The sequence below is a fragment of the Bacillus sp. FSL L8-0099 genome, assembly GCF_038006385.1.
GTDB classification, from domain to species: domain Bacteria; phylum Bacillota; class Bacilli; order Bacillales; family Bacillaceae_G; genus Bacillus_A; species Bacillus_A toyonensis.
This window is the reverse complement of record NZ_JBBOVC010000001.1, coordinates 2,730,619-2,756,948: the sequence shown is the minus strand read 5'-3', so window position 1 is coordinate 2,756,948 and position 26,330 is coordinate 2,730,619. Positions and strand designations below refer to the sequence as shown.

Annotated in this window: 31 protein-coding genes; 20 read left to right on the top strand and 11 right to left on the bottom strand. The window is 33.8% G+C overall.

Annotated elements, in window-relative coordinates:
• Positions 1-230: 230 nt before the first annotated feature.
• From MHH42_RS13880 to MHH42_RS13860, 5 genes are all read right to left on the bottom strand, one after another.
• A complete protein-coding gene (locus MHH42_RS13880) occupies positions 231-695 on the bottom strand; it encodes a hypothetical protein (RefSeq protein ID WP_000024958.1) in 465 nt (154 codons plus the stop codon).
• A gap of 296 nt (positions 696-991) precedes the next feature.
• Positions 992-1,495: an exosporium protein ExsF gene (exsF, locus tag MHH42_RS13875; RefSeq protein ID WP_097837803.1), complete on the bottom strand. Its 504-nt coding sequence runs from the start codon at positions 1,493-1,495 to the stop codon at positions 992-994.
• Between the two features lie 652 nt (positions 1,496-2,147).
• Positions 2,148-2,582 (bottom strand): GNAT family N-acetyltransferase, encoded by a 435-nt coding sequence (locus MHH42_RS13870; RefSeq protein ID WP_001190873.1) that lies wholly within the window; start codon positions 2,580-2,582, stop codon positions 2,148-2,150.
• Between the two features lie 114 nt (positions 2,583-2,696).
• Positions 2,697-3,359, bottom strand: coding sequence for a ribose 5-phosphate isomerase A (gene rpiA / locus MHH42_RS13865; RefSeq protein WP_001050006.1), 663 nt, complete (start codon positions 3,357-3,359; stop codon positions 2,697-2,699).
• Positions 3,360-3,363: 4 nt separating this feature from the next.
• Positions 3,364-3,684 (bottom strand): 2Fe-2S iron-sulfur cluster-binding protein, encoded by a 321-nt coding sequence (locus MHH42_RS13860; protein ID WP_001125384.1) that lies wholly within the window; start codon positions 3,682-3,684, stop codon positions 3,364-3,366.
• Positions 3,685-3,827: 143 nt separating this feature from the next.
• Here MHH42_RS13860 and MHH42_RS13855 point away from each other — a divergent pair, with 143 nt between their 5' ends.
• Entirely contained in the window at positions 3,828-4,514 is a 687-nt protein-coding gene (locus MHH42_RS13855; protein ID WP_098652370.1) for an RNA polymerase subunit sigma-70, read from the top strand.
• Positions 4,515-4,535: 21 nt separating this feature from the next.
• A complete protein-coding gene (gene clpP / locus MHH42_RS13850; protein WP_000991620.1) occupies positions 4,536-5,117 on the top strand; it encodes an ATP-dependent Clp endopeptidase proteolytic subunit ClpP in 582 nt (193 codons plus the stop codon).
• A gap of 44 nt (positions 5,118-5,161) precedes the next feature.
• Here the strand turns inward: clpP and MHH42_RS13845 are convergent, their stop codons facing one another.
• Complete coding sequence (locus MHH42_RS13845) at positions 5,162-6,019, bottom strand: glycine betaine ABC transporter substrate-binding protein (RefSeq protein ID WP_001227651.1); 858 nt, start codon at positions 6,017-6,019, stop codon at positions 5,162-5,164.
• Positions 6,020-6,190: 171 nt separating this feature from the next.
• On the opposite strand from MHH42_RS13845, the gene MHH42_RS13840 reads away from it, so the two are divergent.
• The gene (locus MHH42_RS13840; RefSeq protein WP_000370604.1) at positions 6,191-7,396 is read left to right on the top strand and encodes a quaternary amine ABC transporter ATP-binding protein; all 1,206 of its coding nucleotides are present in this window, start codon (positions 6,191-6,193) and stop codon (positions 7,394-7,396) included.
• On the top strand, positions 7,389-8,225 hold the full coding sequence (locus MHH42_RS13835; protein WP_001084772.1) for an ABC transporter permease: 837 nt from the start codon (positions 7,389-7,391) through the stop codon (positions 8,223-8,225). Before MHH42_RS13840 ends, MHH42_RS13835 begins: the two co-directional genes overlap by 8 nt.
• Positions 8,226-8,273: 48 nt before the next feature.
• Here the strand turns inward: MHH42_RS13835 and MHH42_RS13830 are convergent, their stop codons facing one another.
• Positions 8,274-8,510 (bottom strand): hypothetical protein, encoded by a 237-nt coding sequence (locus tag MHH42_RS13830; RefSeq protein WP_000283217.1) that lies wholly within the window; start codon positions 8,508-8,510, stop codon positions 8,274-8,276.
• A gap of 259 nt (positions 8,511-8,769) precedes the next feature.
• Here MHH42_RS13830 and MHH42_RS13825 point away from each other — a divergent pair, with 259 nt between their 5' ends.
• From MHH42_RS13825 to MHH42_RS13810, 4 genes are all read left to right on the top strand, one after another.
• Positions 8,770-8,898: a septum formation initiator gene (locus MHH42_RS13825; protein WP_240515274.1), complete on the top strand. Its 129-nt coding sequence runs from the start codon at positions 8,770-8,772 to the stop codon at positions 8,896-8,898.
• Between the two features lie 115 nt (positions 8,899-9,013).
• The gene (locus tag MHH42_RS13820) at positions 9,014-9,499 is read left to right on the top strand and encodes an HIT family protein (protein ID WP_098144842.1); all 486 of its coding nucleotides are present in this window, start codon (positions 9,014-9,016) and stop codon (positions 9,497-9,499) included.
• Complete coding sequence (locus MHH42_RS13815; RefSeq protein WP_002093707.1) at positions 9,477-10,319, top strand: PP2C family serine/threonine-protein phosphatase; 843 nt, start codon at positions 9,477-9,479, stop codon at positions 10,317-10,319. Before MHH42_RS13820 ends, MHH42_RS13815 begins: the two co-directional genes overlap by 23 nt.
• A gap of 266 nt (positions 10,320-10,585) precedes the next feature.
• Positions 10,586-10,969 (top strand): DUF4181 domain-containing protein, encoded by a 384-nt coding sequence (locus tag MHH42_RS13810; protein ID WP_097837799.1) that lies wholly within the window; start codon positions 10,586-10,588, stop codon positions 10,967-10,969.
• A 76-nt stretch (positions 10,970-11,045) separates the two neighbouring features.
• On the opposite strand, the gene MHH42_RS13805 is transcribed toward MHH42_RS13810, so the two are convergent.
• A complete protein-coding gene (locus MHH42_RS13805; protein ID WP_217993871.1) occupies positions 11,046-11,891 on the bottom strand; it encodes an oxidoreductase in 846 nt (281 codons plus the stop codon).
• Between the two features lie 209 nt (positions 11,892-12,100).
• Between MHH42_RS13805 and MHH42_RS13800 the strand changes: the two genes are divergently transcribed.
• The 5 genes from MHH42_RS13800 to lpdA all read left to right on the top strand — a co-directional run bounded on the left by MHH42_RS13800 (position 12,101) and on the right by lpdA (position 17,424).
• The gene (locus MHH42_RS13800) at positions 12,101-12,580 is read left to right on the top strand and encodes a DinB family protein (RefSeq protein ID WP_000233795.1); all 480 of its coding nucleotides are present in this window, start codon (positions 12,101-12,103) and stop codon (positions 12,578-12,580) included.
• Positions 12,581-12,748: 168 nt separating this feature from the next.
• Positions 12,749-13,747 (top strand): acetoin:2,6-dichlorophenolindophenol oxidoreductase subunit alpha, encoded by a 999-nt coding sequence (gene acoA / locus MHH42_RS13795; RefSeq protein ID WP_000921287.1) that lies wholly within the window; start codon positions 12,749-12,751, stop codon positions 13,745-13,747.
• 17 nt (positions 13,748-13,764) lie between these two features.
• On the top strand, positions 13,765-14,799 hold the full coding sequence (acoB, locus tag MHH42_RS13790) for an acetoin:2,6-dichlorophenolindophenol oxidoreductase subunit beta (protein ID WP_097887875.1): 1,035 nt from the start codon (positions 13,765-13,767) through the stop codon (positions 14,797-14,799).
• Between the two features lie 27 nt (positions 14,800-14,826).
• Positions 14,827-16,029 (top strand): dihydrolipoamide acetyltransferase family protein, encoded by a 1,203-nt coding sequence (locus MHH42_RS13785; protein WP_340893484.1) that lies wholly within the window; start codon positions 14,827-14,829, stop codon positions 16,027-16,029.
• Between the two features lie 15 nt (positions 16,030-16,044).
• Positions 16,045-17,424, top strand: coding sequence for a dihydrolipoyl dehydrogenase (gene lpdA / locus MHH42_RS13780; RefSeq protein WP_340893483.1), 1,380 nt, complete (start codon positions 16,045-16,047; stop codon positions 17,422-17,424).
• Positions 17,425-17,485: 61 nt separating this feature from the next.
• Here the strand turns inward: lpdA and MHH42_RS13775 are convergent, their stop codons facing one another.
• Positions 17,486-18,079 (bottom strand): hypothetical protein, encoded by a 594-nt coding sequence (locus MHH42_RS13775; protein WP_000914451.1) that lies wholly within the window; start codon positions 18,077-18,079, stop codon positions 17,486-17,488.
• A gap of 220 nt (positions 18,080-18,299) precedes the next feature.
• Here MHH42_RS13775 and MHH42_RS13770 point away from each other — a divergent pair, with 220 nt between their 5' ends.
• Entirely contained in the window at positions 18,300-18,932 is a 633-nt protein-coding gene (locus MHH42_RS13770; protein WP_000873423.1) for a DUF4085 family protein, read from the top strand.
• 96 nt (positions 18,933-19,028) lie between these two features.
• On the opposite strand, the gene MHH42_RS13765 is transcribed toward MHH42_RS13770, so the two are convergent.
• Positions 19,029-19,526 carry a hypothetical protein gene (locus tag MHH42_RS13765; protein ID WP_340893482.1) on the bottom strand — a complete coding sequence of 166 codons (498 nt, stop codon included), beginning with the start codon at positions 19,524-19,526 and terminating at the stop codon, positions 19,029-19,031.
• 250 nt (positions 19,527-19,776) lie between these two features.
• Between MHH42_RS13765 and MHH42_RS13760 the strand changes: the two genes are divergently transcribed.
• The 5 genes from MHH42_RS13760 (at position 19,777) to MHH42_RS13740 (ending at position 24,140) form a co-directional block, all read left to right on the top strand.
• Entirely contained in the window at positions 19,777-20,562 is a 786-nt protein-coding gene (locus tag MHH42_RS13760) for a DeoR/GlpR family DNA-binding transcription regulator (RefSeq protein WP_000493650.1), read from the top strand.
• A complete protein-coding gene (locus tag MHH42_RS13755; RefSeq protein WP_000635700.1) occupies positions 20,559-21,155 on the top strand; it encodes a GNAT family N-acetyltransferase in 597 nt (198 codons plus the stop codon). The genes MHH42_RS13760 and MHH42_RS13755 overlap by 4 nt, the downstream gene beginning before the upstream one ends.
• Positions 21,128-21,466: an NIPSNAP family protein gene (locus MHH42_RS13750; RefSeq protein ID WP_000499990.1), complete on the top strand. Its 339-nt coding sequence runs from the start codon at positions 21,128-21,130 to the stop codon at positions 21,464-21,466. The genes MHH42_RS13755 and MHH42_RS13750 overlap by 28 nt, the downstream gene beginning before the upstream one ends.
• Positions 21,467-21,928: 462 nt before the next feature.
• Positions 21,929-23,779 carry a sigma-54-dependent Fis family transcriptional regulator gene (locus tag MHH42_RS13745; RefSeq protein ID WP_340893481.1) on the top strand — a complete coding sequence of 617 codons (1,851 nt, stop codon included), beginning with the start codon at positions 21,929-21,931 and terminating at the stop codon, positions 23,777-23,779.
• Between the two features lie 115 nt (positions 23,780-23,894).
• On the top strand, positions 23,895-24,140 hold the full coding sequence (locus tag MHH42_RS13740) for a DUF3977 family protein (protein WP_000873854.1): 246 nt from the start codon (positions 23,895-23,897) through the stop codon (positions 24,138-24,140).
• A gap of 132 nt (positions 24,141-24,272) precedes the next feature.
• On the opposite strand, the gene MHH42_RS13735 is transcribed toward MHH42_RS13740, so the two are convergent.
• Positions 24,273-24,884 carry a TetR/AcrR family transcriptional regulator gene (locus MHH42_RS13735; protein ID WP_000799614.1) on the bottom strand — a complete coding sequence of 204 codons (612 nt, stop codon included), beginning with the start codon at positions 24,882-24,884 and terminating at the stop codon, positions 24,273-24,275.
• A 159-nt stretch (positions 24,885-25,043) separates the two neighbouring features.
• On the opposite strand from MHH42_RS13735, the gene kynU reads away from it, so the two are divergent.
• Positions 25,044-26,330: a kynureninase gene (gene kynU, locus MHH42_RS13730; RefSeq protein WP_000276279.1), complete on the top strand. Its 1,287-nt coding sequence runs from the start codon at positions 25,044-25,046 to the stop codon at positions 26,328-26,330.

The following is a 26,330-nucleotide window of genomic DNA, read 5'->3' as shown; positions in this document are numbered from 1 at the left end:
CTGCTTATAAAAAAGACGACGTATTCAGCGTCGTCTTTTTTATAAATTTTACTTTCCTCCATTAAATGATGATAAGTCCCGTAATTAAACAAAAGCGTTAATATAATAAAAAAGGAGAAATGAGAAATGTATAGAAAAATCGTTGAGTATGATTCTAAAATGTTTTTAAAAATGTGGTGAGTGAAAAAAAGAACCCTTTATAAAAGGGGTTCTTCTGGTGAGTGAATCTATTAATTGCAATCTTGATAATATTCATCACATGAATCGTTATTCTCGTTACAGCAAATACAAAATGTTTTTTTGACAAATAAACTAACTATACTAGTAGAACCTTCCTGTTTTGTAAGAGTAAGACTTTGAAAATCTTCAACTTGAAATATTTTTGTTTGAACAGGTTGTAATGTTGTAGTAATTGGGCGGCTAGATTTTCTTGTGAGAATAGTTACTTGAACGGGTGCACTCATGCCGACGACGAATAACTGAATTAATGTTTTATTATGATTGTTTGTAAAATCCTCGAATACAGTTTGTGGAGCAGTGGTTTCAAGGAAAACAGATACAGGTATATTTCCATTTGCATTTTCTGCAGAACCAGCAATTGTATGGGTTTCAATAAAACAGTTATTTTTTTGATCGTCCGAATGTGATTGTTTTTTATAATATTTTTTACCATCTTTATAAAAATAATTTGCCATACTTATGTTACTCTCCTTTCTTTGAGATATCAATATATATTATTAAACAAAAGGAAAAAGTGCTTGTACAAAAGGTTAACATCCGCTATCGTAAATAATTGAAAACGCTAATTGATATGTATATAATTTGAGAATGTTTTAGTTTTTAAGTAAAAATAAAGCACACATTAAAGTGTGCTCCTATGAAAGCTTTAAATTTGTATGACTAAATAGTCACCATACAATAAAATATGCTTATTTAATATAAATGTGTGTCGAATCTATAATAATATATTTCGGCTCACATTGCGTTTTTATTACCGAATTTGTGCAACCGTTAACGCTGCCGAACGAATGTCTACAGTACCAATTACTTCAACGGGTACAATTTGAATTAAATCACCAGGGTTTAAGTTAATGAGAATGACACCACTGGATACATCAATTTCACCAGTGCCAAAAATATTAGAACGGACTGCGGTTCCAGATCCTGCAATAATATTAGTTGATGAGTTTAGTGTCAAGAAAAATCGTGCTGCTTCCGGTGCTACGGGAACATTATCAAGGCTAATTGTTAGTGTATAACTAATTTGATATATACCAGCTATTTGAATTCTAATACCAGTTCCAATACTAATTGTATCATTTATTACGGGAACGGTAATATTAGGATTTGACCCTGTACTAGGTAATAGTAGTGGGGTGAATAATGTTGCAAATTGAGGTGAAGTAGCATTGAAAGCAAAACCAAGGGCAGGTAGTGTACTAGGGGCTTGTGCACCACAATTAAAGTGCGTGAATTTACGACTAGATGAGAGCATATTTTCACTCCTTTCTTTCATTTAGATAACGTAAGTAATAATCTCACGTTTTGGACAAGCATAATACAACATATGAAAATTTATAGTACAAAGTGCAGAAGTGTTACTATTACGGATAATTTTTAATTTTATATAGAAAAAAAGCAGCTAGCCGAATTAGCAAACTACTTGGTAGGTTTTTAAAGAGAAAACAGGAGAATATTGACGGGATATAGATCTTTATTCAGAGGGTTCAAATACCATTAAAGAAAAAAATATAGCATACCGCATTCCAAATCATGCAATCTAAATAATTGTAAAGGTTATATATTATAAAAACTATATAAATAGTCCTCTTGAAAAATTTTGAAATTGGCTAGCAATACAGGGGTAGGTGTAATAGTATCAATTTTTAATTTTATATAGAAGTCACTATTAGGTACATGAATGTATGACTCTCAATACATGGGGATTAAATTTTTTGTACAAGAATTTCATCTTGCGGGTCGTTGGTTTTAATAACTCGAAAGCGGTAGGAACATTATACTGCCAGCAAATTGAAGGTTTATAGATATGATATTAGAATATCCACCAAAAATAATTCAAAACGAATAAGATACAAAAAAGGTTACTATAAGAATACTTAATGTAGATTCATATAGTAACCTTTCTATTATGATAATACTTTCGTCATAAGTATATGTGGAATGCCATCTTCCATAAATACATTGGAAGAAGTTTGATAGTTTAATTTTTTATAAAATCCTTCAGCTTGTGTTTGCCCGTGTAGTTTCACTTTTGTAGCTTTTTTACTACGGGCAATTTCTTCTAACGTTTGAATAATTACTTTACCTAATCCGTATGTACGATAATCTTTTAAAATACAAATGCGTTCTAATTTTCCGGCACCATCAACAAATCGTATACGACCTGTACCTACAGGAAGTTCATTATAATAAACTAAAATATGTTTACATTCTTCACCAATTTCATCAAATGTATCGAATTCATCTTCAAGAGGGACACCTTGTTCTTTTATAAATACTTCTTTTCGAATGTGAAAGGCAGTTTCTAAATCTGTAAGTTCTGTTATGAGTTTGGATTGCAAATTGTTCAGTCCTTTCTAGTGTAATCAGCTTTTGTTTTCATAGTATATCATAATAAATACCTATAAAGAGAAGAAGAAAATAATAAAAAGCCGACTTTAAAAAGTCAGCTTTCATTATAGTTCCTTTATCCCGTTTTTAGTACCGATAATCGCTTTCCTTGTCATATTTATAAACAATCCTGAATCAACTACACCAGTAATCATTTTTAATTGTTCGTGTAAATTAGCAGGATTAGATATATGATTAGGAAATATACAATCGATAATCATGTTATTATTATCGGTAATAAAGGTTCCATTATTTTTTATACGTAACGTTGTTTGACACCCTAAAGATTGAATTTTACTTTCGGTTTGTTTCCATGAAAAAGGGATAATTTCAACAGGCAATGGGAAATTACCTAAACGAGCCACAAGTTTTGATTCATCAGCAATAATAATGAGTTCTTTAGAGGAGGAGGCAACAATTTTCTCACGAAGTAATGCGCCACCGCCGCCTTTTATAAGCTGTAAATCGGAATCAATTTCATCCGCTCCATCAATTGTAAGATCAAGACTTTGTACGTTATTTAAAGAAATCAGCGGGATGTTTAGTTGCTTTGCTAAAGCTTCAGTTTCCTTTGATGTTGGTACAGCTTGAAAGTATAGCCCGTCTTGTACAAGTTGACCTAATTTTTGTATCGTCCAATATACGGTAGATCCTGTGCCTAGTCCAATGTTCATTCCATCTTTTACAAAGTTAGCAGCATATTCGCCAACAAGTTGTTTTAAATTCATCATTTTACTCCGCTGGGCGTGGACCGGTAGCTAATCCTGAATTTTCAACTGTAAGTACCGGACGAACGACTATATCTTTATGTACACGCATTTGACAAGATAATCGTAAATGATCTTCAATCCCTTTTTCTGTCATCGCATTTTTTTCATTCGCACTCGCTTCACAGAAATCACCCGCTATAATTTCTACTCTACAAGTTGTGCAACGTGCATTTCCACCACAACGATGAAGAATGTTTACACCGTTATCTTCAATTGCTAATACTAACTTTGTTCCTTCTTTCACATCAAAAGTGCCAGCACCTTCAATTGTTAATTTTGGCAAATTTGTTCCTCCTCACGTAAAATTGTACATAACATATTTATGACCGCGAATTATTGAACATAAACATTATTTTTTTTTAAGTCCCGTAACTTTTTTGTTTCATCAATCGTTTATTAAGTAAGCGCTGAAAAGGAGTGGTTATTTTGTGCACAAAAGTAACGCAATTGTTTAAGAAACATATCGATATGAATCATTCAAATATAAATTTTTTGATTGAAAATTATGCAGAGTTAAAAAGGTATTGTACGTTTTTAACGAAAAACAGATGGGATGGGGAAGATCTCGCCCAAGAAACAGTTTGTAAAGTTCTTCAAAAATATAGTAATAAAGATATTTGCATGACACTTGTATATAAAATAGCTAGAAATCGTTGGTTAGACCAGATAAAGTCAAAATCAGTTCATGAAAAAATAAGGGAACAAATTACTTTCGAAGAACCACATGAAAAAATTGCAGATTTGCATGAAATGGTAGGGAAAGTATTATCTTCATTAAATGTACAACAATCCACAATTTTTTTATTAAAGGATGTTTTTCAATATAGTATCGCTGATATCGCTAAAGTATGTTCTGTATCGGAAGGAGCAGTGAAAGCTTCTTTATTTCGGAGTAGAAATAGGCTGAAAACTGTAAGTGAAGAAGGGCTAGAAATCGTTGAATTCACAGAAGATATTGATATTGTTGTAACGTCTATTCGTGAAGAAAGACCGGAATTGTTAACTAAGCTTCTTCCAACAATAGATTTTACGAAGTTACCAACTAAACAACCTGTCTTATTATTCAGTGCGAAAAACCCTTCTTCCTACAGTTGTATGCTTTGTGCGGCATAACAATTATTGGAGGGATTTAAAATGAATGCAATTCCATATGTAGTAGAGCAAACGAAATTAGGAGAACGTTCCTATGATATATATTCAAGGTTATTAAAAGACCGAATTATTATTATCGGTTCAGAAATTAACGATCAAGTAGCGAGTAGTGTTGTAGCTCAATTATTATTTCTAGAAGCGGAAGATGCAGAGAAAGATATATATTTATACATTAATAGCCCAGGCGGATCAACGACAGCAGGTTTTGCAATATTAGATACAATGAACTTAATTAAACCAGACGTGCAAACACTTTGTATGGGATTTGCAGCATCATTTGGTGCGTTGTTACTCTTATCAGGTGCAAAAGGAAAACGATTTGCATTGCCTAACAGTGAAATTATGATTCATCAACCGCTTGGTGGTGCGCAAGGGCAGGCAACTGAAATCGAAATAACAGCAAAAAGAATTTTAAAGCTAAAGCATGATATTAATAAAATGATTGCAGAAAAAACAGGGCAACCGATTGAAAGGGTAGCACATGATACAGAAAGAGATTATTTTATGACTGCAGAAGAAGCGAAGGAATATGGGATTGTAGATGATGTTGTTACGAAAAAATAAGATAAAACAGGCTAGAGAATATGCGAATTCTCTAGCCTGTTTTATTAATCTTTTATCCATTCATCAACTAACGATTGATTCTTTTCAATCCATTTTCGTGCTGCTTCTTCTGGATCTTTCGTTTTATTTAGCATGACCATTAATGTACCAAGCTGCTCATCGTTCATTTTCCATTTATCAAAGTATTTCACAATATCCGGATGATCTTTTTCGAAACCTTTACGAACGGAGTAATAAATGTCATCTTTTTCACCATATACTTTCTTAGGGTCTTTTAAATATTTTAAATCAAATTCTGAAAAACCCCAATGAGGATTCCAAAGCGTAACAGCGATTGGTTTCTTTTTCGTATATGCCTTTTTTAATTCACTCATCATCGCAGCTTCTGAAGATTGGACAAGTTTTAGTTTAATATCATATTCCTTCATCGCCTTATTTGTTAAATTCATTAGGCTGCTGCCAGGTTCGATTCCGACAATTTTGTTATCTAGTTCATCTTTATGTGCATTTAAATCCTCGATACTGTTTATGTTTTTCAAATAAGAAGGAACGACAAGGCCAAGCCCTGTACCTTCATACCATTTTGATTTTAAGACAATGTCATTTTTATATCGATCATTTAATGGTTTATCCGTAACAGGTAGCCATACTTCTAAATTTGCATCAACATCACCACGAGCGACACCAGTCCAAATTGCCGCTTTTTCTAAATACATGAGTTCAACTTTGTAGCCTTTTTGTTCTAATAACACTTTCCACATGTTTGCAGTTGCAATATTTTCTTTCCAACTTGTTACACCAAGTTTAATTTTTCCTTTCGAATTTGCATTTGTTGCATTACATGAGGTGAAAATCATAGTAATAAATAATGCAAGGCATATAAGCCATATTTTCTTTCTCATTGAAAACCTCCTAAGAAACGTTTGCCTTTTTAAATAAATGTATAAGTAAGCATTCTTATTATGAACGGAAACGAGAATTTTAAAGAAATCTTATGAATGTCATTTTTATGTAATATTTCTTTGTAAAATCGCAACACTATGTAAATAGATGGGTAGAAAAGGAGTAGTGACATGGATAATACAAAGGTGCGTGTTGAAAACGTAACAAAAGTATTTGGGAAACACCCGCAAAGAGCCCTTTCCTTATTAAAAGAAGGAAAAAGCAAATCCGAAATTTTAAAAGAGACCGGAATGAATGTTGGTGTGAAAAAGGCAACGTTTGAAGTATTCTCTGGAGAAATATTCGTTATTATGGGGTTGTCGGGTAGCGGGAAATCAACGTTAGTACGCATGCTAAATCAATTAATTAAGCCAACCGCAGGTCATATTTACATAGATGGTGAAGACATCGCAACTATGGGGAAAGAGGAATTACGAAGAGTAAGAAGAACGAAAATGAGTATGGTGTTTCAGAAGTTTGCTCTATTTCCGCATCGTACTGTTTTACAAAATGTTGCATACGGATTAGAAATACAAGGAGTTCCAGTAGAGGAACGAGAGAAAAAAGCGTTAGAGTCACTTAAGTTAGTGGGACTCGATCATCATAAAGACAATTATCCAAGTCAACTTAGTGGTGGGATGCAACAGCGAGTTGGTATTGCGAGAGCGCTTACGAATGATCCGGATGTTTTACTTATGGATGAATCATTTAGTGCATTAGATCCGCTTATTCGAAAAGAAATGCAAGATGAATTGTTAGAGCTACAAGATAAAATGGAGAAAACAATAATATTTATTACTCATGATTTAGATGAAGCACTTCGAATTGGAGATCGTATTGCATTAATGAAAGATGGAGAAATTGTTCAAATTGGAACGCCTGAAGAAATTATGATGAGCCCTGCTAATGAATTTGTAGAGAAATTTGTTGCGGATGTGAATTTAGGAAAAGTAATTACGGCGGAGTCTATATTAAAACGACCGGAGACTTTATTAATTGACCGTGGACCTCGTGTGGCACTGCAAATTATGAGAAATGCGGGCGTTTCTACAGTATATGTTGTAAACAAAAAGTATGAGTTTTTAGGTATATTAACCGCAGATGATGCAAGTAAAGCAGTACAAAAACAGTGGCCGATTGCTGATTTATTACTTAACGATATTCCGCACGTTTATTTAGATACTTTACTTGAAGAGACGTATGCAAAAATGGCAGAGATGAAATATCCGTTACCCGTTATTGATGAGAAGAAAAGGTTAAGAGGAATTATTAAACGTGAAAGTGTCATTCAAGCTCTTGCAGGTAACATTGAGGAAGAGGTGAAAGACGATGAATAGTATACCGCGTATTCCATTAGGGGAATGGGTCGACTCGTTTGTTGCAAGTTTATATGAGAACTTTGAAGGCTTGTTCCGAGGATTCTCTTATATTATCGGCGGATTCGTTGATTTACTCACTAATTTTTTAACAATAATACCAGCTATATTGATGATTATTATACTATGTTTCCTCATTTGGTACACAACGAGAAAATTATCTTTAGTTATTTTTACACTCATCGGATTGTTATTTATTTTAAATATTAACTATTGGGCACAAACGATGCAAACATTAGCGCTCGTACTTACGTCTGTTATTATTTCGATTATTGTCGGAATTCCAATCGGTATTTTAGCATCTCAAAATGAGCGTTTCTCAAAGTTTTTAAAACCAACATTAGATTTTATGCAAACAATGCCCGCATTCGTATATCTCATACCAGCGATTACATTTTTCGGAGTAGGTGTAGTACCTGGCATAATTGCATCAGTAATCTTTGCGATGCCACCAACAATCAGATTTACAGACTTAGGAATTAGACAAGTTCCGGAAGATTTAATTGAAGCAGCGAATGCATTTGGATCCACAGCATCACAAAAACTATTTAAAGTACAATTACCACTCGCAACTGGGACGATCATGGCCGGAGTGAATCAAAGTATTATGCTTTCGTTATCGATGGTTGTAACAGCGTCACTTGTAGGAGCACCAGGACTAGGAGTAGATGTGTACCGTTCTGTAACACAAGTTAATATCGGAATGGGATTTGAAGCGGGACTAGCCATTGTTGTCATCGCGATTATATTAGATCGCATTACACAAGGATTTCACCAAAAAAGAAAATAACAAAAAAACACACTTTATTATACAAAGTGTGTTTTTTGTTCAAAAAGATTACATACGAACAATAACAGAACCGCCAGCTGGTGCACAAACTTGATTTTTTTCTTGTTCCATTGATTTTATTAATTGATTATTTTCTTCGATTAATGAGATTAATTTCGCTAATTGGCTTTCAAGACTTGCGATGCGCTGCATCATATATTGAGAATCGTGATGCAGCGTATTTCTTACGGGATGGGGGGAGTAAGCATATTGTTGATTTATATTTGGATTCCAATGAGGATACATTTGAATCGTTCCTCCTTCAATGAATAACTGATCTTTCTTATAGTAAATGCCTATGTAGATGTAATGGTGACTTGAAAATTCTTTCATATAAAGAGGATTAAATAGGGGGAATGGAAAAGTAATAAAGTACATTTTTTGGAAATTTTCAAGTGGGATAGAAAATATATTAGGAAATAGCAACATTCATGTAAATATTATATTGGGAGAAATGATGTGAGGAGATGCTATTTTGGCTAATAATAAAAAAAGAAATAATGCAATGACAATTGGTGTCGCTATAGGCGTTGTAATCGGTGTAGTACCTGACTTATTTACTGATAATGTAGTAATTGGAATTGCGATTGGGATTGTAATTGGAATGGGGATTGCGGTTTTGAAGAAGGAATGAGGTGCAAATTATTAAAATGAAATAATGTAAAAATTCCTAATTTAAAAGATTGAATTTTCGGAATGAAAAACCTGGTTTTCCTTTTTTTATGATATTATATATAAAAAGGATGGTGATGGATATGTCAATAAACAATCCAGCAGAACAAAACTGCTTCATTTGTGAAAAACATAAAGGAAACATTATAGTTCCAGGCGGCGCTATTTATGAAGACGATCTTATATACGTTGGACATGTCCATTGGGATACAGAAGAAACATATCTCGGTTACGTAATGATTGATATAAAAAGACATGTACCTGGTCTTGCTGAATTAAATGAAGATGAGGCGAAAGCATTTGGGCTTATAACAAGTAGAATAAGTAAAGCGCTAACAGAAAACGAAGGTGCAGAACATATTTACACGTTTGTTTCGGGTAATGGTGTACCGCATTTACATATGCATATTATTCCCCGTTATCCGGATACACCAAGAGAATTTTGGTCGCCTACTGAAGTAGCAAATTGGACTGGTGCACCATATGGAGGTTCTGAAGAAATTAAAAAACTATGTGAAAGAATACGAAAGTATATGGTAAATGAGTATGCATACAACAAATAATAACCAATATTCATGGGTTGGAAATACGGAAATGTGTTTAGGGGAAATCTCAGTTAAGCAATATGATGACATTGTACTTGGTAAATACGGTGGGAATATAAGTGCCGGAGCAAAAAAGAATGAAGACGGTGCGTTAGTTTGGTCAAATGATGATTGGGAATTTGCAGCTATTTTAGATGGGCATAATAGCGCAGAAAGTGTTGATTTAGTTATACATACAATCGAAAAAGAATATGAAAATATAAAAATAATGATGAATGAACGAATTGAAACAGTTTTTCAATCAGTTGCAAATCATATACTTACAATTTTTCAATCCTCCTCATTTAAAGAAAAGTGCAAAAGAGTTAAAGGTGAAACAGCTTTTTTACTATGTGTAAGAAAAGAAAACTACATATGGTGGCTATCTATTGGAGACTGTCTCGTTTATGTATTTCATGATGAATTACATAAATTAGGGCAATACGCACTAAATCAACGTCATTTTTACGAATGGATTGGCAATGTAAATACATTTGAATTACCTGTACCTTGCTATTCATCAGGAATTCGTGAATTACGTACTGGCAACAATCGAATTGTAATGGTGACAGATGGGGTATTAGAATGTGGGGAACGTCGTTATGAAACGCCATTAAATCTGTATAACGATATGAATGAAAATAAGATAGAGCTTAAAGAAAATGTTCACAATGTTTTAGAACACGTGCATCATCAATTGGGGCGAGATAGTGCAACAATTATTAGTTGGGATGTTGAAAATAAAAAGAATGCTACGTATCCGAGTGATCAGCCGGAGAAAATGAAAGTAAGAAAATAAAAGGAGGGGGGGTCCGTCAATTACAAAAATGGCTCTATTAATTTTATAGGTACTATCCATATTCGCTTATGAAAGAATAGCAAGAAAAAAGTTAAACATCCTGAAACAAAAAGGATGAGAAATAGATTGTTGTTGTACAATACATAAAACATGTCTTGATAAAACTACTACTTAAGCATAAAGAAAATGAAAACATTATCGAAACATGGAAAAATTATATAGTCTACTTTATTAAAAATATAATTAATTTAATAGGAGGGAATGCAATGGGCAACTCTACTATTTGGATTATAGTTATTAGTATGATAATTGGAGGATATTTTTTAGAAAAGTTTTTAAGAAGAAAATTAAATATGCCAAAGGGCAATGTTTGGATATATAAGCATGTAAATAGTTTACATGTAAAATTAGAAATAGGTCTTTTTATCGTATATCTTATATTAAGTTTTATTTATCTGTTCAAAGCAGAAAATGCTAATATAGGAATTGTTGTACCTATTTATTTTGGAGCAATTTCCTTATTACGCGTATGGATGGAATGGAAGTATAACAGAGAGACAAAGGAATATATTCTTTCTATAATTGGATTCTTTGCATTTGTTTTTATGGTTTCAATGTTGTTTTATTTTGATCCTCTTTCTACATATTGATATCGTTTGGGTTTTTAATGATGAATATTTAATAAGAGTAGCTACCATTATTTATCTTGATAGTTCCTCTTTTTATTTACATCTTCCTAAAACTCCTCAAAACAAGAAATTCCCACAATCTCCAAGGAAGAATCTTCTTCGCAAAAATCATAAATTTTACACCTTTTCCAATTGGATATCGTAAATTAGTACGCTTTGCTTCAGCAACTTCAACGATTTTATTAGCAACATCTATCGGATTACCAAATGTATCACTACCGCTATTAATATGTTTTTGTATTTTATCCATATATTCTTTGTAAGGAGATGTTGTACCAGATTGGTTTTCAGCTAGTTGTTTACCAACCTCCCATATGTTTGTGTTATAAGAACCTGGTTCAAGTAAAGCAACATCAATTCCGAAAGGTTTTACTTCTAAGCGAAGGGATTCACTCCAGCCTTCTAATGCATATTTTGAAGATACATAAGGAGATAAACCAGGGAATCCAACTTGGCCGCTAATGCTGCTTATATTAATGATTTTTCCACTTTTTTGTTCTCTCATATATGGTAAAACAAGCTGAGTGATTGATATAGCGCCAAAAAGATTCGTTTCAAATTGTTTACGATATTCCTCTACTAGAATTTCTTCTACAAATCCTCCATTTGCATATCCTGCATTGTTTATAAGGAGGTCTACTCTATTAATTTCTTTTAAAAACACTTGGAAGTTATGTATAGAGTTTTGATTTGTTACATCTAATTGTTGAATTTTTATGTTTTGTTGTAAGTTTAGTTTAGTAGCTTGAGATAGTAAGTTTACTTGTTTTTCAAGGTTTCGCATTGTAGCAATGACAATATAGTCTTTTTTTGCTAGTTCAAGTGTCGTTAATAGTCCGAATCCACTTGATGCTCCTGTAATAACCGCGATTTTTTTATTCATTGGTCGCTCGCTTTCTTTTTCTTTTATCATAACGAGTTATAGGAATAAAATCTATTAATGATACATGTTGTTTTAATAAGATTATATGATAAAGTGCTTTAGTTTTTTCATTTATATATGTATTGGAATGATTTAAAAAGGGAATTGTGTAGACTCAGCGTATATAGAGAAGTAAGTATTATATAAGCCAATGAAATGAGGGAAGAAAAATGGTCCATGTGAAAGACGTATTAGCAGATCAGTTGTTAGCAAATGCGAATGATCCTAGTTGGTATATGCCATTTTCAGATGCAGTGAAGGATTTATCTGAGAGAGAAGCTTTCTGGAAACCGAATGAAGAGAGTAATAGTATAGCAGAAATTGTACAACATTTACTGTATTGGAACTCAACGTGGCAAACTAGGTATAAAGAATCAAATGTTAATGCGGTACCCGCTATTGGTGACAATAACAAAAGCTTTATGCTATCAGATAATCAAACATTCGAAGAGTTAAGGGAAAAATTATTAGAGAAATTGTTACAATGGCAAAATCTCATTAATGAAGACAAGGTTGAAAGTGATGTAGTTGGATTTCCTGTATCCGCGAAGTGGTGGGAAGTGCTAGGTAATGTAACTACTCATAATGCGTATCATATTGGTCAAATTATTTACATCCGGAAACTACAAAAAAGTTTTGATAGTGAATAAGGGAATGATTCTCTAGTAAGGTGAACAAAAGTGGACAAAACGAGACAGCTGTCTCGCTTTGTCCACTTTTTTATTTTTAAAAAGAAGAGAAAGTCTAATAAATCAAGGTTAGAATTTGGCACGCTTCTTGCAACATAAAGGATGAAAAAGAAAACAGGAGGGCTGGACATGTTAAAAACAACTGAAAGTAAAGGAAATGAAATTACGAAAGAACAAGCTCGCTGGATGTATGAAAAAATGTTAGAGATTCGTAAATTTGAAGATAAGGTACATGAATTGTTCGCGCAAGGTGTTTTACCAGGTTTCGTTCATTTATATGCTGGAGAAGAAGCGGTAGCAGTTGGTGTATGCGCCCACTTAACGGATAGTGACAGTATTACAAGTACACATAGAGGTCACGGACATTGTATTGCAAAAGGTTGTGATTTAAATGGTATGATGGCTGAACTTTTCGGGAAAGCGACAGGATTATGTAAAGGTAAAGGCGGTTCCATGCATATTGCTGATTTAGATAAAGGAATGCTTGGTGCGAATGGCATTGTAGGCGGGGGTTTCCCACTTGCTTGCGGTTCAGCATTAACAGCTAAATATAAAGGAACGAAAGATGTAAGTGTTTGCTTCTTCGGTGACGGAGCAAATAATGAAGGAACATTCCATGAAGGGGTTAATTTAGCGGCGATTTGGAAGTTACCAGTTATTTTTATCGCTGAAAATAATGGTTACGGTGAAGCAACTACATTTGAATATGCTTCAAGTTGTGATTCTATTGCTGATCGTGCAAAAGCATATAACATTCCGGGAGTTCAAGTAGATGGAAAAGATTTACTAGCGGTATATAAAGCAGCGGAAGAGGCTGTTGAACGTGCACGTAATGGCGGTGGCCCAACTTTAATTGAATGTATGACATATCGTAATTACGGCCATTTCGAAGGAGAAGCACAAACGTATAAAACCTCAGAAGAAAAAGAAGAACATTTAAATGAAAAAGATGCGATTGTGAATTTCCGTAAGCATTTAATTCATGAAGGTTTATTAACGGAATCTGAACTTGTTGATATGGAAAAAGCAGTAGATGAAGCAGTGCAACGATCAATTGATTTTAGTGAAAATAGTCCATATCCAGAGGATGAAGAATTATTAAAAGATGTATACGTTTCTTACAAATAAGAGGAGGGTGAAAAATAATGACTAGAACAGTAAGTATGTCAACTGCTATCAATGAAGCGATGAAAATATCAATGCACCGTGATGAAAATGTAATTTTAATAGGTGAAGACGTTGCGGGTGGTGCACAAGTTGATCATTTGCAAGATGATGAAGCGTGGGGCGGTGTTCTTGGCGTTACGAAAGGGCTTGTACAAGAATTTGGCCGAAATCGTATTTTAGATACACCAATTTCTGAAGCTGGTTATATGGGAGCTGCGATGGCAGCGGCGGCAACGGGATTACGTCCGATCGCTGAATTAATGTTTAATGATTTTATCGGTAGTTGTCTTGATCAAGTTTTAAACCAAGGTGCAAAATTCCGTTACATGTTTGGTGGAAAAGCAAAAGTACCAGTTACAATTCGAACGATGCATGGTGCTGGATTTAGCGCAGCAGCTCAGCATTCTCAAAGTTTATACGCGTTATTTACGAGCATTCCAGGTATTAAAGTTATCGTTCCGTCCACCCCGTATGATGCAAAAGGCTTATTATTAGCGGCAATTGAAGATGATGATCCAGTAATCTTCTTTGAAGATAAAACACTTTACAATATGAAAGGTGAAGTGCCAGAAGGATATTATACAATTCCTTTAGGAAAAGCAGATATTAAACGGGAAGGCTCTCATATAACGATTGTCGCAATTGGGAAGCAAGTTCATACTGCGCTTGCGGCTGCGGAGCAATTATCGAAAAAAGGACTTGAGGTAGAAATTATTGATCCACGCTCTTTATCACCGCTTGACGAAGATACAATTTTAGCATCTGTTGAAAAAACAAATCGTCTTATCGTTATTGATGAAGCAAACCCAAGATGTAGTATCGTAACAGACATTGCAGCAATTGTAGCGGATAAAGGGTTCGATTTATTAGATGCACCTATTAAACGAATTACAGCACCACATACACCAGTTCCGTTCTCACCACCACTTGAAAAACTATATTTACCAACGCCAGAGAAAGTAATTGAAACGGTATCAGAAATGATTGGGGACCGTTCTGTATTGAATGTGTAATGAAACGATGAGAAGGGAGAGAGAAATATGGCTGTAGAAGTTGTAATGCCGAAATTAGGAATGGCGATGAAAGAAGGTATTATTACGAGTTGGAATATTAAAGCTGGTGATAATGTAGCAAAAGGAGAATTAATTGCTAGTATTAATTCTGAAAAAATCGAAACAGAAATAGAAGCACCCGCTGATGGGACGGTACTGGATATAGCTGTAAGTGAAGATGAAGGAGTTCCACCTGGTACTGTAATATGTTACATCGGAAAACCAAATGAACAAGTATCGGTAAATGAAACCGTACATGCTACAGAAGAATCAATACCGAAAGTAGAACCTCAAAATGTACAACATCCTGAACCGTACGCGGAAGAAAGATCAAAGAAACAAAGAATAAAAATATCTCCTGTAGCAAAGAAAATGGCAACAGTTGAAAATCTTGAGATTTCCACATTAATAGGAACAGGTCCTGGTGGGAGAATTACAAAGGCAGATGTATTAAAACTGCTTGAAGAAAAAGTTGCTATCCCAGAAACGTTTGTAAAAGAAGAAAGTAAAGTAATTCCTATTACCGGTATGCGGAAAACAATTGCAAATCGTATGCAAGTAAGCCTCCAAAATAGCGCACAATTGACATTAACGATGAAAGTAGATGTTACGGATTTAGTTGCTTTACATAAAGAAATAGCGGAAGTTGTACAAAAACGGTACGATAACAAACTAACCATCACTGATTTCGTTTCTCGTGCTGTTGTATTAGCGCTTCAGGAGCATAAAGAAATGAACAGCGCTTATATAGATGATGCAATCCATCAATTTGAACATGTTCATTTAGGTATGGCAGTAGCGTTAGAAAACGGCTTAGTCGTTCCGGCTATTCGCTTTGCAAATAATCTATCTTTAGTAGAGTTATCTAAAGAGATTAAAAATGTGGCACAAAAGGCACGAGCAGGTAGTTTAAATAGTGATAATATGCAAGGAACGACATTTACAATTAGTAATTTAGGAAGCTTTGGTATCGAATATTTTACGCCAGTATTAAATACACCTGAAACTGGTATTTTAGGTGTAGGTGCAATTGAACATGTTCCAGTATATAAAGGAAAGAAAATAAAAAAAGGTAGTATGTTACCTTTAAGTTTAACATTCGATCATCGTGTATTAGATGGTGCACCAGCAGCTGCATTTTTACGCACAATTAAACAATACTTAGAACAACCTGTAACAATTCTTTTATAAAGAGAAGGTGAGAGAATGAATAAATTAGTGGTTATTGGAGGCGGACCTGCTGGATATGTGGCGGCAATTACCGCAGCTCAAACTGGGAAAGATGTTACTCTTATTGATGAAGCTGATCTTGGTGGAACTTGTTTAAATGTCGGGTGCATGCCTACGAAATCTTTGTTAGAAAGTGCTGATGTATACAATATTGTTAATCATGCGCAACGTTTTGGTGTACTAGTAGACAAACAAAGTATATCAATTGATTGGAATCAAATACAGACGAGAAAATCACAAATTGTTGTGCAGCTCGTACAAGGAATACAATATTTAATGAAGAAAAATAAAATTAAAGTTATAAAGGGGAAAGGGAAATTTGAAACGGATCATCGTCTACGAGTTACGCAGAGGAATAAGGAAGCGATAGTGGATGTTGAACAATTCATTATAGCGGCAGGTTCAGAACCTACTGAATTACCTTTTGCTCCATTCGACGGGGAATGGATTTTAAATAGTAGTCATGCGATGTCCCTTGAAAACATACCAGCTTCATTACTTATTGTTGGGGGCGGCGTAATAGGTTGCGAATTTGCTAGTATATATAGTCGTCTTGGAACGAAAGTAACGATTGTTGAAATGGCACCGCAATTACTATCTGGTGAAGATGAAGATATCGCAAGCATTTTAAGAGAGAAACTAGAAAATGACGGTGTAGAAATTTTCACAGGAGCAGCTTTAAAGGGATTAAACAATTATAAGAAACAGGCTTCGTTTGAATACGAAGGAAGTATGCACGAAGTAACTCCAGAATTTGTTCTCGTTTCTGTTGGCAGAAAACCTCGTGTACAAGATTTAGGATTAGAAAAAGCAGGAGTTCAATTTTCAAATAAAGGGATTACTGTAAATGAGCATATGCAAACGAACATAGCACATATTTACGCAGCCGGTGATATTATTGGAGGAATACAGCTTGCTCACGTAGCCTTTCATGAAGGAACGACAGCAGCATTACATGCGAGTGGAGAAGATGTGAAAGTAAACTATCATGCTGTACCTCGTTGTATATACACAGCTCCAGAAATAGCTAGCGTCGGTTTAAGTGAAAAAGGTGCAAGAGAACAATATGGTGATATTCTTATCGGAGGATTTCCTTTTACAGCGAACGGAAAAGCTCTTATTTTAGGAGAACAAATGGGAAAAGTAAAAGTCATTGTGGAACCTAAATATCAAGAAATTGTAGGGATTTCTATTATCGGTCCTCGTGCAACTGAACTAATTGGTCAAGGCACCGTAATGATTCATACAGAAGTTACCGCTGATATTATGAGAGATTATATTGCAGCACATCCAACTTTATCTGAGGCAATTCATGAAGCTTTATTGCAGGCGGTAGGACATGCTGTACATGTTTAAATGAAAATATAATAAACCACTATTCTCTAAATGAATGAGAGAATAGTGGTTTGAATTTTTACTATTTAATTTCAATAGCTGAAGTTATATCGTTCCAATCAGCAGCTAAATTAGCAGTTTTACCATACCAATCAGCGTGTTTAAATAAAACACCTTTTCCATATCCTTGTGTAGAAGTATGCTCCCAAAGTGTCGTTGAATAACTTGCAGAAGGTGACGCTGTACTTACAGAAGAAATTCTGTCGTTCCAGCTAGATGGTAAGTTTTTAAAGCCGCTACTCCAGTAAATATATTGGCCACCTTTATCTTTATGTTCATAAAAATCAGTACTACCAGCACCACTACCTAAAGGATTAATTTTATTTTTAAGTACTTTTTTATCCTTTTCAATATAAGCATCCAATGTTTCTCTACTAGTAAAACCATAAGCTAGCCAATCTCCATTTTCATTTTGCTCTGGTAATACCATAGTAATTTGGATGTCTTTCTTATCCTGATCACTTAATTTTGCAAATGAAGTAACATTCTGTTCATCCACTTTTAAATAATCAAATGACTTAATTGTGTTACCTTTTTCTTCAGCACTTGCTACGCCTAGTCCGCCAGTTAATGCAAAACCCGCTACTAATGTTCCTGCTACTAATTTCTTCAACATATAACCATCCCTTTTTGTTTAGATTTTTGTACAGGTGAATCTTGTACAACTAAAATGTATTCTAATTTCTTATTTTTGTAAATATTCTGAAGTTTTAGAAAAAATAGGCGGAATATTTACATTTTTACATTTTTTTTTTAGAAAAAATGATTATTGGAATGATATAATAAGCGGATACATTGCTTTTCTTGGATGATAAAATGTTTTAGGAGAGATGTAATTGAAATATTTCACAAAAGATTGGTATAAAGAAATGCAAATTTCAGGATTTGTGCATTTCATAGAGTCAATAGAAGAATGGAAAGACATAGATCCCGATTATATACAAAGTTTGAAAGACGAAGTAGAAGAAAGGAAAGAAGATTTATTACACTATCTTCCTGAAACACTACATCCATACATTCATAACAACATGTTTGATTCAGTATATCTACCTAATGAATTAAAGAAACTTTTGTTAGAGTGGACAGCAGATTATGAGGCAAGAATGGCACAATTAGATCAATCATACTTAAAACATTTTAATTCCATTAAGAAAAAACTTCCGTCTCATGTCGCTCAGCTACATGAGATGTCACTACATGATAGTGTGATTAAAGTAGTAAAGAGAAAATCAGAAGATACTTTGTCTATCGTATTAGATTGCAGTGGTACTTTTAGTGAATTTGATAAACTTGAAGTAACTTTTATAGGAGTAACCAAGTGTTCTATGCCAGAAAACTTTGAAAGTGCTTGGTGGCTATATCATGAAATAGCTCTTACTGAAGATGGTTTTGAACTAGGTGTTTTATTTGACTGTCCATTTAGAGAAGTGACGATTTGGGCAGCAGATGTATTCCTTGAGAAAAAATGATTAAGTTACATGTATATTAACTAATAATAAAGAGAGTTCCTTTAGATGGTATTTACAAGTTCAACAATAAAAAAACAGTCAATAAAGACTGTTTTTTTATTTTGATGCTAGATTCCCAAGCTTCCAATATGTATTTGTTAATGGAGCAACTTTACTATCAATATACAAATACATGTTATTTAAGTCTTTAGGAGAAGTTTTCATTTCAAATACAACGTCAGTAGTTAAAGAAAATTTGTGTGGAACATTTTTATAGTGCTCGTCATCTATCGGATGAGCTTCACATTCATATTTCTGACCAGTTTTTTCATCTTGTATGAAATATTTTATTTTCGAAAGATCAATAGTTTGTCCATCGTCTCGAACATTATTAATCATAACACGAGTAGTAAGGCGCCACTCTTTGTCTATTTTTTCAAATTTTGCATTTTCAACTGTTGCTCTATAGTATTCGTTTTTAACTATTTCTCCATAGTGCATTGCATTCTTTTCGAGAGCGCTCTTTTCTTGTTTTGGTGTAGTATTGCTATTACATCCTGTTAATATTCCTGTAAATAATAATGCTGTACATGTCGTTTTGATTAATGATTTCATAGTAATTCCTTTCTGTATTAAAAAGTAAAACATAGGAATAATTTTACATGAATAAGGAAATAAATAGAAGTCTTTTAGTAGAATATGCAAATGTGCATTTATTTTATGTAAAGTTAACAAAATAGAAAAAGAGAGAAAACCTGCATAAAGACGGAAGAAAAAGGATTGAAAATATTGTGAAACGGAAGAAACGTGCATATAATTAACATAAAGTTCAAATTTCTGAATCTTCAATAACGGTGGTGATAACATGTTTACTGAAGAACGTCGGGAGAAAATTTTAGAACTACTTAGTACAGATGGAAGAGTAATCGTAAAAGATCTTGCGGAAAGATTTGATATGTCTATTGATTCTATAAGAAGAGATTTGTCTATTATGGAAAAGGATGGTTTATTAAAAAGAACGCACGGAGGTGCAATTGAACTTACGCGAGTGAGAAACTTAGCTGCGGAACCAGCTAAACGTTATAGTGATAGCTCAATATATGAGGACACAATTGCAAGAGTTGCGGTATCTTATATAAAAGAAGGTGATTCAATTTTTATTGGTGGGGCTTCCGTTCATAATGCGATGCTGAAATATTTACCGGAAGTATCATTTACGGTTATTACGAATTCTATAGAAATAGCTGGTTATCTACGAGAATATAAGAATATTGATACGTATTTAATTGGCGGAAAAGTAAAACCTTCAGGGAATATTACTGATACACTTGCCTCTGAATTGATAAGTAGATTTTCTATTGATCTTTATTTCTCTACAGGTGGAGGCATTTCATTACAAGGTATTAGTACTGCAACACCTGAAGTTGCTTATTTTAGTAAAAGAGTAAGTGAAATTGCTAGAAGAAATATTTGTTTAGTTCCGCATAATAAACTTGGAATAGATTGTTTTATAAGAGGAGAGTCTCTAAAAGAAATTGACATTATTATAACTGACGAAGAGGCTAGTAAAGAAACTGTTCAGGACTTTGAGAAACAAGGTAAACAAGTTGTAATAGCGCCATTATATTCATTTGAAAGGAGTTTGACATGATTGTAAAAGAGCAAAAGTTTCATATAAATGGATTAACTTATACAATTCGTTCTGCAGCTGAGAAAGATGCTGAGCAGTTATCGAAAATTAGAGTTCAGATTGATGGAGAAACTGAAAATATGGATAGAGATGCTGGAGAGGGATTTATAGATAATCTAGGGTTTCAAAAAATAATAAAAACAGATATTGAAGAGACGAAGAATCTCTTTTTAGTTGTAGAAGTGCACAATCGAATTGTTGGATTTTCAAGATGTGAAGGATCAAATTTTAAGAGATTATCTCATAAAGTGGAGTTTGGCGTTTGTATTTTAAAAGAGTTTTGGGGATATAGAATGGGTAAGAGCCTATTACAACAATCTATTAAATGGGCTGACGAAAATGCAGTAAATAAAATATCTTTACAAGTATTAGAGACAAACGAGAAAGCTATTCATCTTTATAAAAAATTAGGTTTTGAAGTAGAAGGCATTTTGAAAAATGACAAAAGACTATCGGATGGAAAGTATTATAATACGGTAGTGATGGGAAGGTTTACTGATACTTTTCATAAAAGAGGTGAAGAAGTATGTTTTACAGAAGGAAGTACTATGTAGTGAAAAATGAATTCATAGAAGTATTTAATGATCATTTCAATAACACAAACTTACCTAATCAATTAAAGCATGGTTCTAGGCTAATAGGACGCTGGATGAAAGATAATAAGAATGGTACGTCTGAAGTATTTGCCATATGGGAATATGATAGTTATGAACAGTATAAAGAAATAGAATCGAAAATTAGAAGTGACGAGAGGCATGTTAGAAGAATACATGAATGGTATGAAAACCATGGCGGGAAAGAATATGTTTTACAGGAGTACATAGTAGAGATGAAAAATGAAGAGTTAGTATGTACTGTAAAGTAACAGAGGGGTGAGGGATAATAGAAATTAAAACAAAATTATATTTTAGTTTAGCATCCACTATTTTATTTGCAGCCGTGATTGTTTTCTTTATAAATGGTAATCCACAAAAATGGTTTTGGTTATGTATTTTCTTTGCGTCCATTATACAAAATATAGTGCTACTAAAAAAGAATAAAGAAATGCATTAAGATATTCAAATTATTAACATATTTGTGTCGTCTTTCTAGTTGTATTGAAAACGCTTTTATTCAGTTTTATAATAAAAGTATGTTTTATAAAGTGAAACTTTAATCAGTGGAGGTGTTATTCATCCCTCACTAATTATTAGTTAAACCAATCAGGCTTTTACGGGCAGCCTGACCCCCACCTAACTTCTTTGCTCTAGCTGAATTTTGAGGTGGGGGTCTTACTGCCCGTTAATGCGGAATAAATCTCCAAAACAATTAAAAGGGAGATGATACAATGTTAGCTTCACCGTTTTACTTACATACATGGAAAAAGTTTATTGATAAAGGAGTCCTTGATTCGAACCGTATAAACGAAAGAATTTCAGAGTCATGGCATCGATGTAAACAAGCAAATGTGAATCCTCATATGAATAAAGGTCAGAAAATTTTGTCTTCTAATATTTTTCAAGAACAAAAGAAAAAGAGTGAAATTTTCCTTGATATAGCATTACCTCAAATACAAAATATGAGAAAAATCATTGATGAACTACAAATGATGGCATTATTAATCGATCCAGATGGTTATGTTCTATCCTTAAGTGGAAATAAACAAACGTTAAAGCGAGCGAAACATATTAATTTTATTGAAGGTGTAAAATGGACGGAAGCAGCTGTGGGGACAAACGCAATAGGAACAGCATTAGAAATTGAAGAAGCTATTATGATAAGTGGTACTGAACATTACTCCGTGGCATCTCATAGCTGGAGTTGTGCGGCTGCTCCCATTCATAACGATGACGGGAAATTAATTGGTGTTCTAGATTTCTCCTGTCCAATTGAATTTTCGCATCCATATATGCTCGGTATGGTAACTTCAATTGCACATGCGATAGAACGTGAATGTAGCATAAGAGTTCATCAAAATGAATTACACTTAATTCATCGTTTTTTAGATGTCATTGATAGTGATGAACAAGTAGTTATTTGTAATCATCGTGATGTTATCGTTTCTGCGAGTAAGAGCGTTCGGAAACGAGTAACTAATTGGTCAAGAATGAAACTTGAAGATTTAATGCGCTATGGATTGGAAACTAAATTAGGGATACCAGTATATAGTAATGAAAGAATGATCGGGAAATGTATGTATTTAAAGGAAAACAAACAAATGAATACATATTCAGCTTTCACATTTATAAAAGGAATTACTTTTTCAGGAGTTACCGGGACAAGCAAAGCATTTCAACACACACTAGAAGAAATTAAGCTTGTTTCACCGACTGATGCTAGTGTGTATGTATGTGGTGAGACAGGAGTAGGAAAGGAATATGTTGCGAGAGCGATTCATGAAAATAGTCCAAGAAAAGACGGGCCCTTTATAGCTGTTAACTGCGGTTCTTTGCCTAAAGAATTAATGGAAAGTGAATTGTTCGGTTATGCTGAAGGTGCGTTTACAGGTGCGCGACGTCAAGGATATAAAGGGAAATTTGAACAAGCGAATGGAGGAACATTGTTTTTAGATGAAATTGGTGAAGTACCATCAGAGATGCAAGTAGCATTATTGCGTGTTTTACAAGAACGCACAATAACTCCAATAGGAAGTTCAAAAGAGGTACCAGTAAATATTCGTATTATTACTGCCACACATAAAGATTTACTACGGTTAGTAGAAGAAGGGAAATTCCGTCAAGATTTATATTATCGTTTGCACGTTTATCCGTTATATGTTCCATCGTTACTAGAAAGAAAAGAGGATATTCCATATTTTATACAACACTTTTGCGAACGGAAGAATTGGAATGTTGTATTTCCAAAGAGTATTTGCAATCAATTTTTACAACATACATGGCCCGGAAATATTCGAGAACTAGTAAATGTATTAGAACGCATTTACATTTTGTCGCAAGGGCGGGAAATATGCGAAAAACAAGTCGCTTTTTTGTTACAAACAATGATGGGAAATCAACAACAACTTGAGTTACAAGTTGAAAATAAAACAGAACATACATTGAATTTTCGCGAAAAAATACAGCGTGATAGCATGATTGAAGCATTACAAAAGACAAACGGAAATGTTTCGTTAGCTGTAAAACTATTAGATGTACCCCGTAGTACATTTTATAAACGAATGCAAAAATTTAATCTATAAAAGTAGATTTTTGTAATCTGCTTTTTCTTTTTGAGCTCATGTTCTGTCGGAATGTGCGCTTCCCAGGGAAATAATAAAGTAGTTAGACGGGAAATTCCCTAAAGGAGGTTAGTATGTGAAGTATATTGAAATTGGTATCGGGAATAGATGGTTCGTTCGAACAGAGACCGAAAATACAGACGGTACTGAATTTGAGGAAAAAGGAATTGTGAGACCTATTTATTTTGAATCATTTTATGTCCGTGTTTGGTTTCGGAAAACGTGTTTTATTTTTGATACGAAAGAGGGCTTTAAGAAAGTAAGGAAAAGTAGAGCTGAGTATAAGTTTATTATTGGAATTGTGAGTAGGTTAAAACAATAAAATAAAACAGGTTGTATTCTTATGATTATAATAATCACATACATACTCGCAATTATTATAATAGGCTATTCCATTTATAGTTAGAATGATGATTTTAAGAAAAAATAGCACACTTTAAATATGTGAAGTGCGCTATTTATATAATCCCGTTGTATACATCTCCGTTAATGTATACACTATTTCTTCTAGTTTTACTTCTTTGTTATTTTGTACAATAGTCCAAAGAAACATTTCATTCATTGCGAACCAACCGCGTGCCACGAGCTCTTTATTTAATTCAGGATGCGCTAATCCACTTTCTTGAGAGTAAGTAATATCCTGCGAAATACTTTTTATAAAGCGTTCGCGAATCTCACCCCATTTTTGACGTATCTCTTTTGATAATCCGATTGCTTCTTCGACAACTTGCAAAATAGCTCGTTCTTCTTCTGCTAATTGTAGGAATGCTCTAACGTGATTTTGAATCAAGTCACGTGCTGCTGCTTTCGTTTGAGGGAAGAAAGAGCGCCCAGCAATATTATAAAAACGATTCATAACATCTTCCATTAACACGATAAGGAGATCATCTTTGTTTTTAAAGTATACATATGCTGTTCCATAACCAGTTTCTGCATGTTTAATAATTTGCGTGATTGTCGTTTTCTGAAATCCATTAGTAATAAAAATAGTGTAACCCGAATGTAATAGTTTCTTTTTTGTTTCTAAGGAGCGGTGTTTTCTTGTTGAAAGAGTAGTGTTTTTCAAAGAATCACCTCTTTATACTGAAATATCTGAAAATATAATTGTATTGTAAAAGAAGATAGTATGTAAAGTCAACTGACATAATATCATTGACGTTATATCAACTAAGGTGATATATTTCAATTAGTTAGAATAAAAAGAAAATTAAGAGAAGGTGACACCATGTATAAAGAACCATTTCAACCAACTTATGAGTATGCGCTTGAGTGTGATAAACATGATGAACTGAAAGATTTTCAAACTGAATTCTATAAAAAAGAAGGAACTATATATTTAGATGGAAACTCATTAGGACTACTTTCGAAAAGAGCAGAAAAATCGTTACTTACTTTACTAGATTCATGGAAAGAGTATGGCATTGATGGCTGGACAGAAGGCGAACATCCATGGTTTTTCCTTTCGGAGAAATTAGGTGAACTGACGGCACCTCTTATTGGAGCTTTACCAGAAGAAACTATTGTAACCGGTTCCACGACTGCGAATATACACCAAGTTATTGCGACGTTTTATGAGCCGAAAGGAATACGTACAAAAATTCTTGCGGATGAATTAACTTTCCCGTCAGATATTTATGCACTTCAAAGTCAAATTCGTTTAAAAGGCTTAGAGCCAGATGAGCATTTAGTAAGGGTGAAAAGCCAAGATGGTCGAACACTTTCTGAAGAAGATATTATTCAGGCAATGGAAGATGATATCGCTTTAATTTTATTACCTTCAGTCTTATATAGAAGTGGTCAAATTCTTGATATGAAACGTTTAACAGTGGAAGCTCATAAACGTGGCATTCATATCGGATTTGATTTATGTCATTCAATTGGTTCTATTCCACATCATTTTAAAGAGTGGGATGTTGATTTCGCTGTATGGTGCAATTATAAATATTTAAATGCAGGGCCGGGTGGTGTTGCAGGTCTTTATGTAAATAGTAAACATTTTAATAGACTGCCAGGATTGTCTGGATGGTTTAGTTCTAGAAAAGATAAACAGTTTGATATGGAGCATACATTAACTGCAGCTGATCATGCAGGTGCTTATCAAATTGGTACACCTCACGTATTAAGTACAGCACCGTTAATCGGTTCTCTTGAAATTTTTAAAGATGCTGGTATGGAACGTTTACGTAAAAAGTCTTTACATATTACGAGATACATGCTGGATTTAATTGATCATGAATTAAAAGATTTCGGATTTACAATTGGAAACCCGTTAGAGGATGAAAAACGAGGTGGACATATTTATTTAGAGCATGCGGAAGCAGCGCGTATCTGTAAAGCACTAAAGGCAAATGGAGTAATTCCAGATTTCAGAGCACCAAATGGGATAAGACTTGCGCCAGTAGCTTTATACAATACGTATGAAGAAGTATGGAAGTCTGTTCAAATTTTAAAGAAAGTTATGAAAGAGGAAGAGTATAAACAATTTGAAAATAAACGAGAGGTTGTGGCATAA

Coding starts and splice junctions, on each gene's coding strand:
- MHH42_RS13880 (WP_000024958.1), bottom strand. CDS start 695: ATGGCAAATTATTTTTATAAAGATGGTAAAAAATATTATAAAAAACAA.
- exsF (WP_097837803.1), bottom strand. CDS start 1,495: ATGCTCTCATCTAGTCGTAAATTCACGCACTTTAATTGTGGTGCACAA.
- rpiA (WP_001050006.1), bottom strand. CDS start 3,359: ATGAATTTAAAACAACTTGTTGGCGAATATGCTGCTAACTTTGTAAAA.
- clpP (WP_000991620.1), top strand. CDS start 4,536: ATGAATGCAATTCCATATGTAGTAGAGCAAACGAAATTAGGAGAACGT.
- MHH42_RS13845 (WP_001227651.1), bottom strand. CDS start 6,019: ATGAGAAAGAAAATATGGCTTATATGCCTTGCATTATTTATTACTATG.
- MHH42_RS13840 (WP_000370604.1), top strand. CDS start 6,191: ATGGATAATACAAAGGTGCGTGTTGAAAACGTAACAAAAGTATTTGGG.
- MHH42_RS13835 (WP_001084772.1), top strand. CDS start 7,389: ATGAATAGTATACCGCGTATTCCATTAGGGGAATGGGTCGACTCGTTT.
- MHH42_RS13830 (WP_000283217.1), bottom strand. CDS start 8,510: ATGTATCCTCATTGGAATCCAAATATAAATCAACAATATGCTTACTCC.
- MHH42_RS13825 (WP_240515274.1), top strand. CDS start 8,770: ATGACAATTGGTGTCGCTATAGGCGTTGTAATCGGTGTAGTACCTGAC.
- MHH42_RS13820 (WP_098144842.1), top strand. CDS start 9,014: ATGGATATGTCAATAAACAATCCAGCAGAACAAAACTGCTTCATTTGT.
- MHH42_RS13815 (WP_002093707.1), top strand. CDS start 9,477: ATGAGTATGCATACAACAAATAATAACCAATATTCATGGGTTGGAAAT.
- MHH42_RS13810 (WP_097837799.1), top strand. CDS start 10,586: ATGGGCAACTCTACTATTTGGATTATAGTTATTAGTATGATAATTGGA.
- MHH42_RS13805 (WP_217993871.1), bottom strand. CDS start 11,891: ATGAATAAAAAAATCGCGGTTATTACAGGAGCATCAAGTGGATTCGGA.
- MHH42_RS13800 (WP_000233795.1), top strand. CDS start 12,101: ATGGTCCATGTGAAAGACGTATTAGCAGATCAGTTGTTAGCAAATGCG.
- acoA (WP_000921287.1), top strand. CDS start 12,749: ATGTTAAAAACAACTGAAAGTAAAGGAAATGAAATTACGAAAGAACAA.
- acoB (WP_097887875.1), top strand. CDS start 13,765: ATGACTAGAACAGTAAGTATGTCAACTGCTATCAATGAAGCGATGAAA.
- MHH42_RS13785 (WP_340893484.1), top strand. CDS start 14,827: ATGGCTGTAGAAGTTGTAATGCCGAAATTAGGAATGGCGATGAAAGAA.
- lpdA (WP_340893483.1), top strand. CDS start 16,045: ATGAATAAATTAGTGGTTATTGGAGGCGGACCTGCTGGATATGTGGCG.
- MHH42_RS13775 (WP_000914451.1), bottom strand. CDS start 18,079: ATGTTGAAGAAATTAGTAGCAGGAACATTAGTAGCGGGTTTTGCATTA.
- MHH42_RS13765 (WP_340893482.1), bottom strand. CDS start 19,526: ATGAAATCATTAATCAAAACGACATGTACAGCATTATTATTTACAGGA.
- MHH42_RS13760 (WP_000493650.1), top strand. CDS start 19,777: ATGTTTACTGAAGAACGTCGGGAGAAAATTTTAGAACTACTTAGTACA.
- MHH42_RS13755 (WP_000635700.1), top strand. CDS start 20,559: ATGATTGTAAAAGAGCAAAAGTTTCATATAAATGGATTAACTTATACA.
- MHH42_RS13750 (WP_000499990.1), top strand. CDS start 21,128: ATGTTTTACAGAAGGAAGTACTATGTAGTGAAAAATGAATTCATAGAA.
- MHH42_RS13745 (WP_340893481.1), top strand. CDS start 21,929: ATGTTAGCTTCACCGTTTTACTTACATACATGGAAAAAGTTTATTGAT.
- kynU (WP_000276279.1), top strand. CDS start 25,044: ATGTATAAAGAACCATTTCAACCAACTTATGAGTATGCGCTTGAGTGT.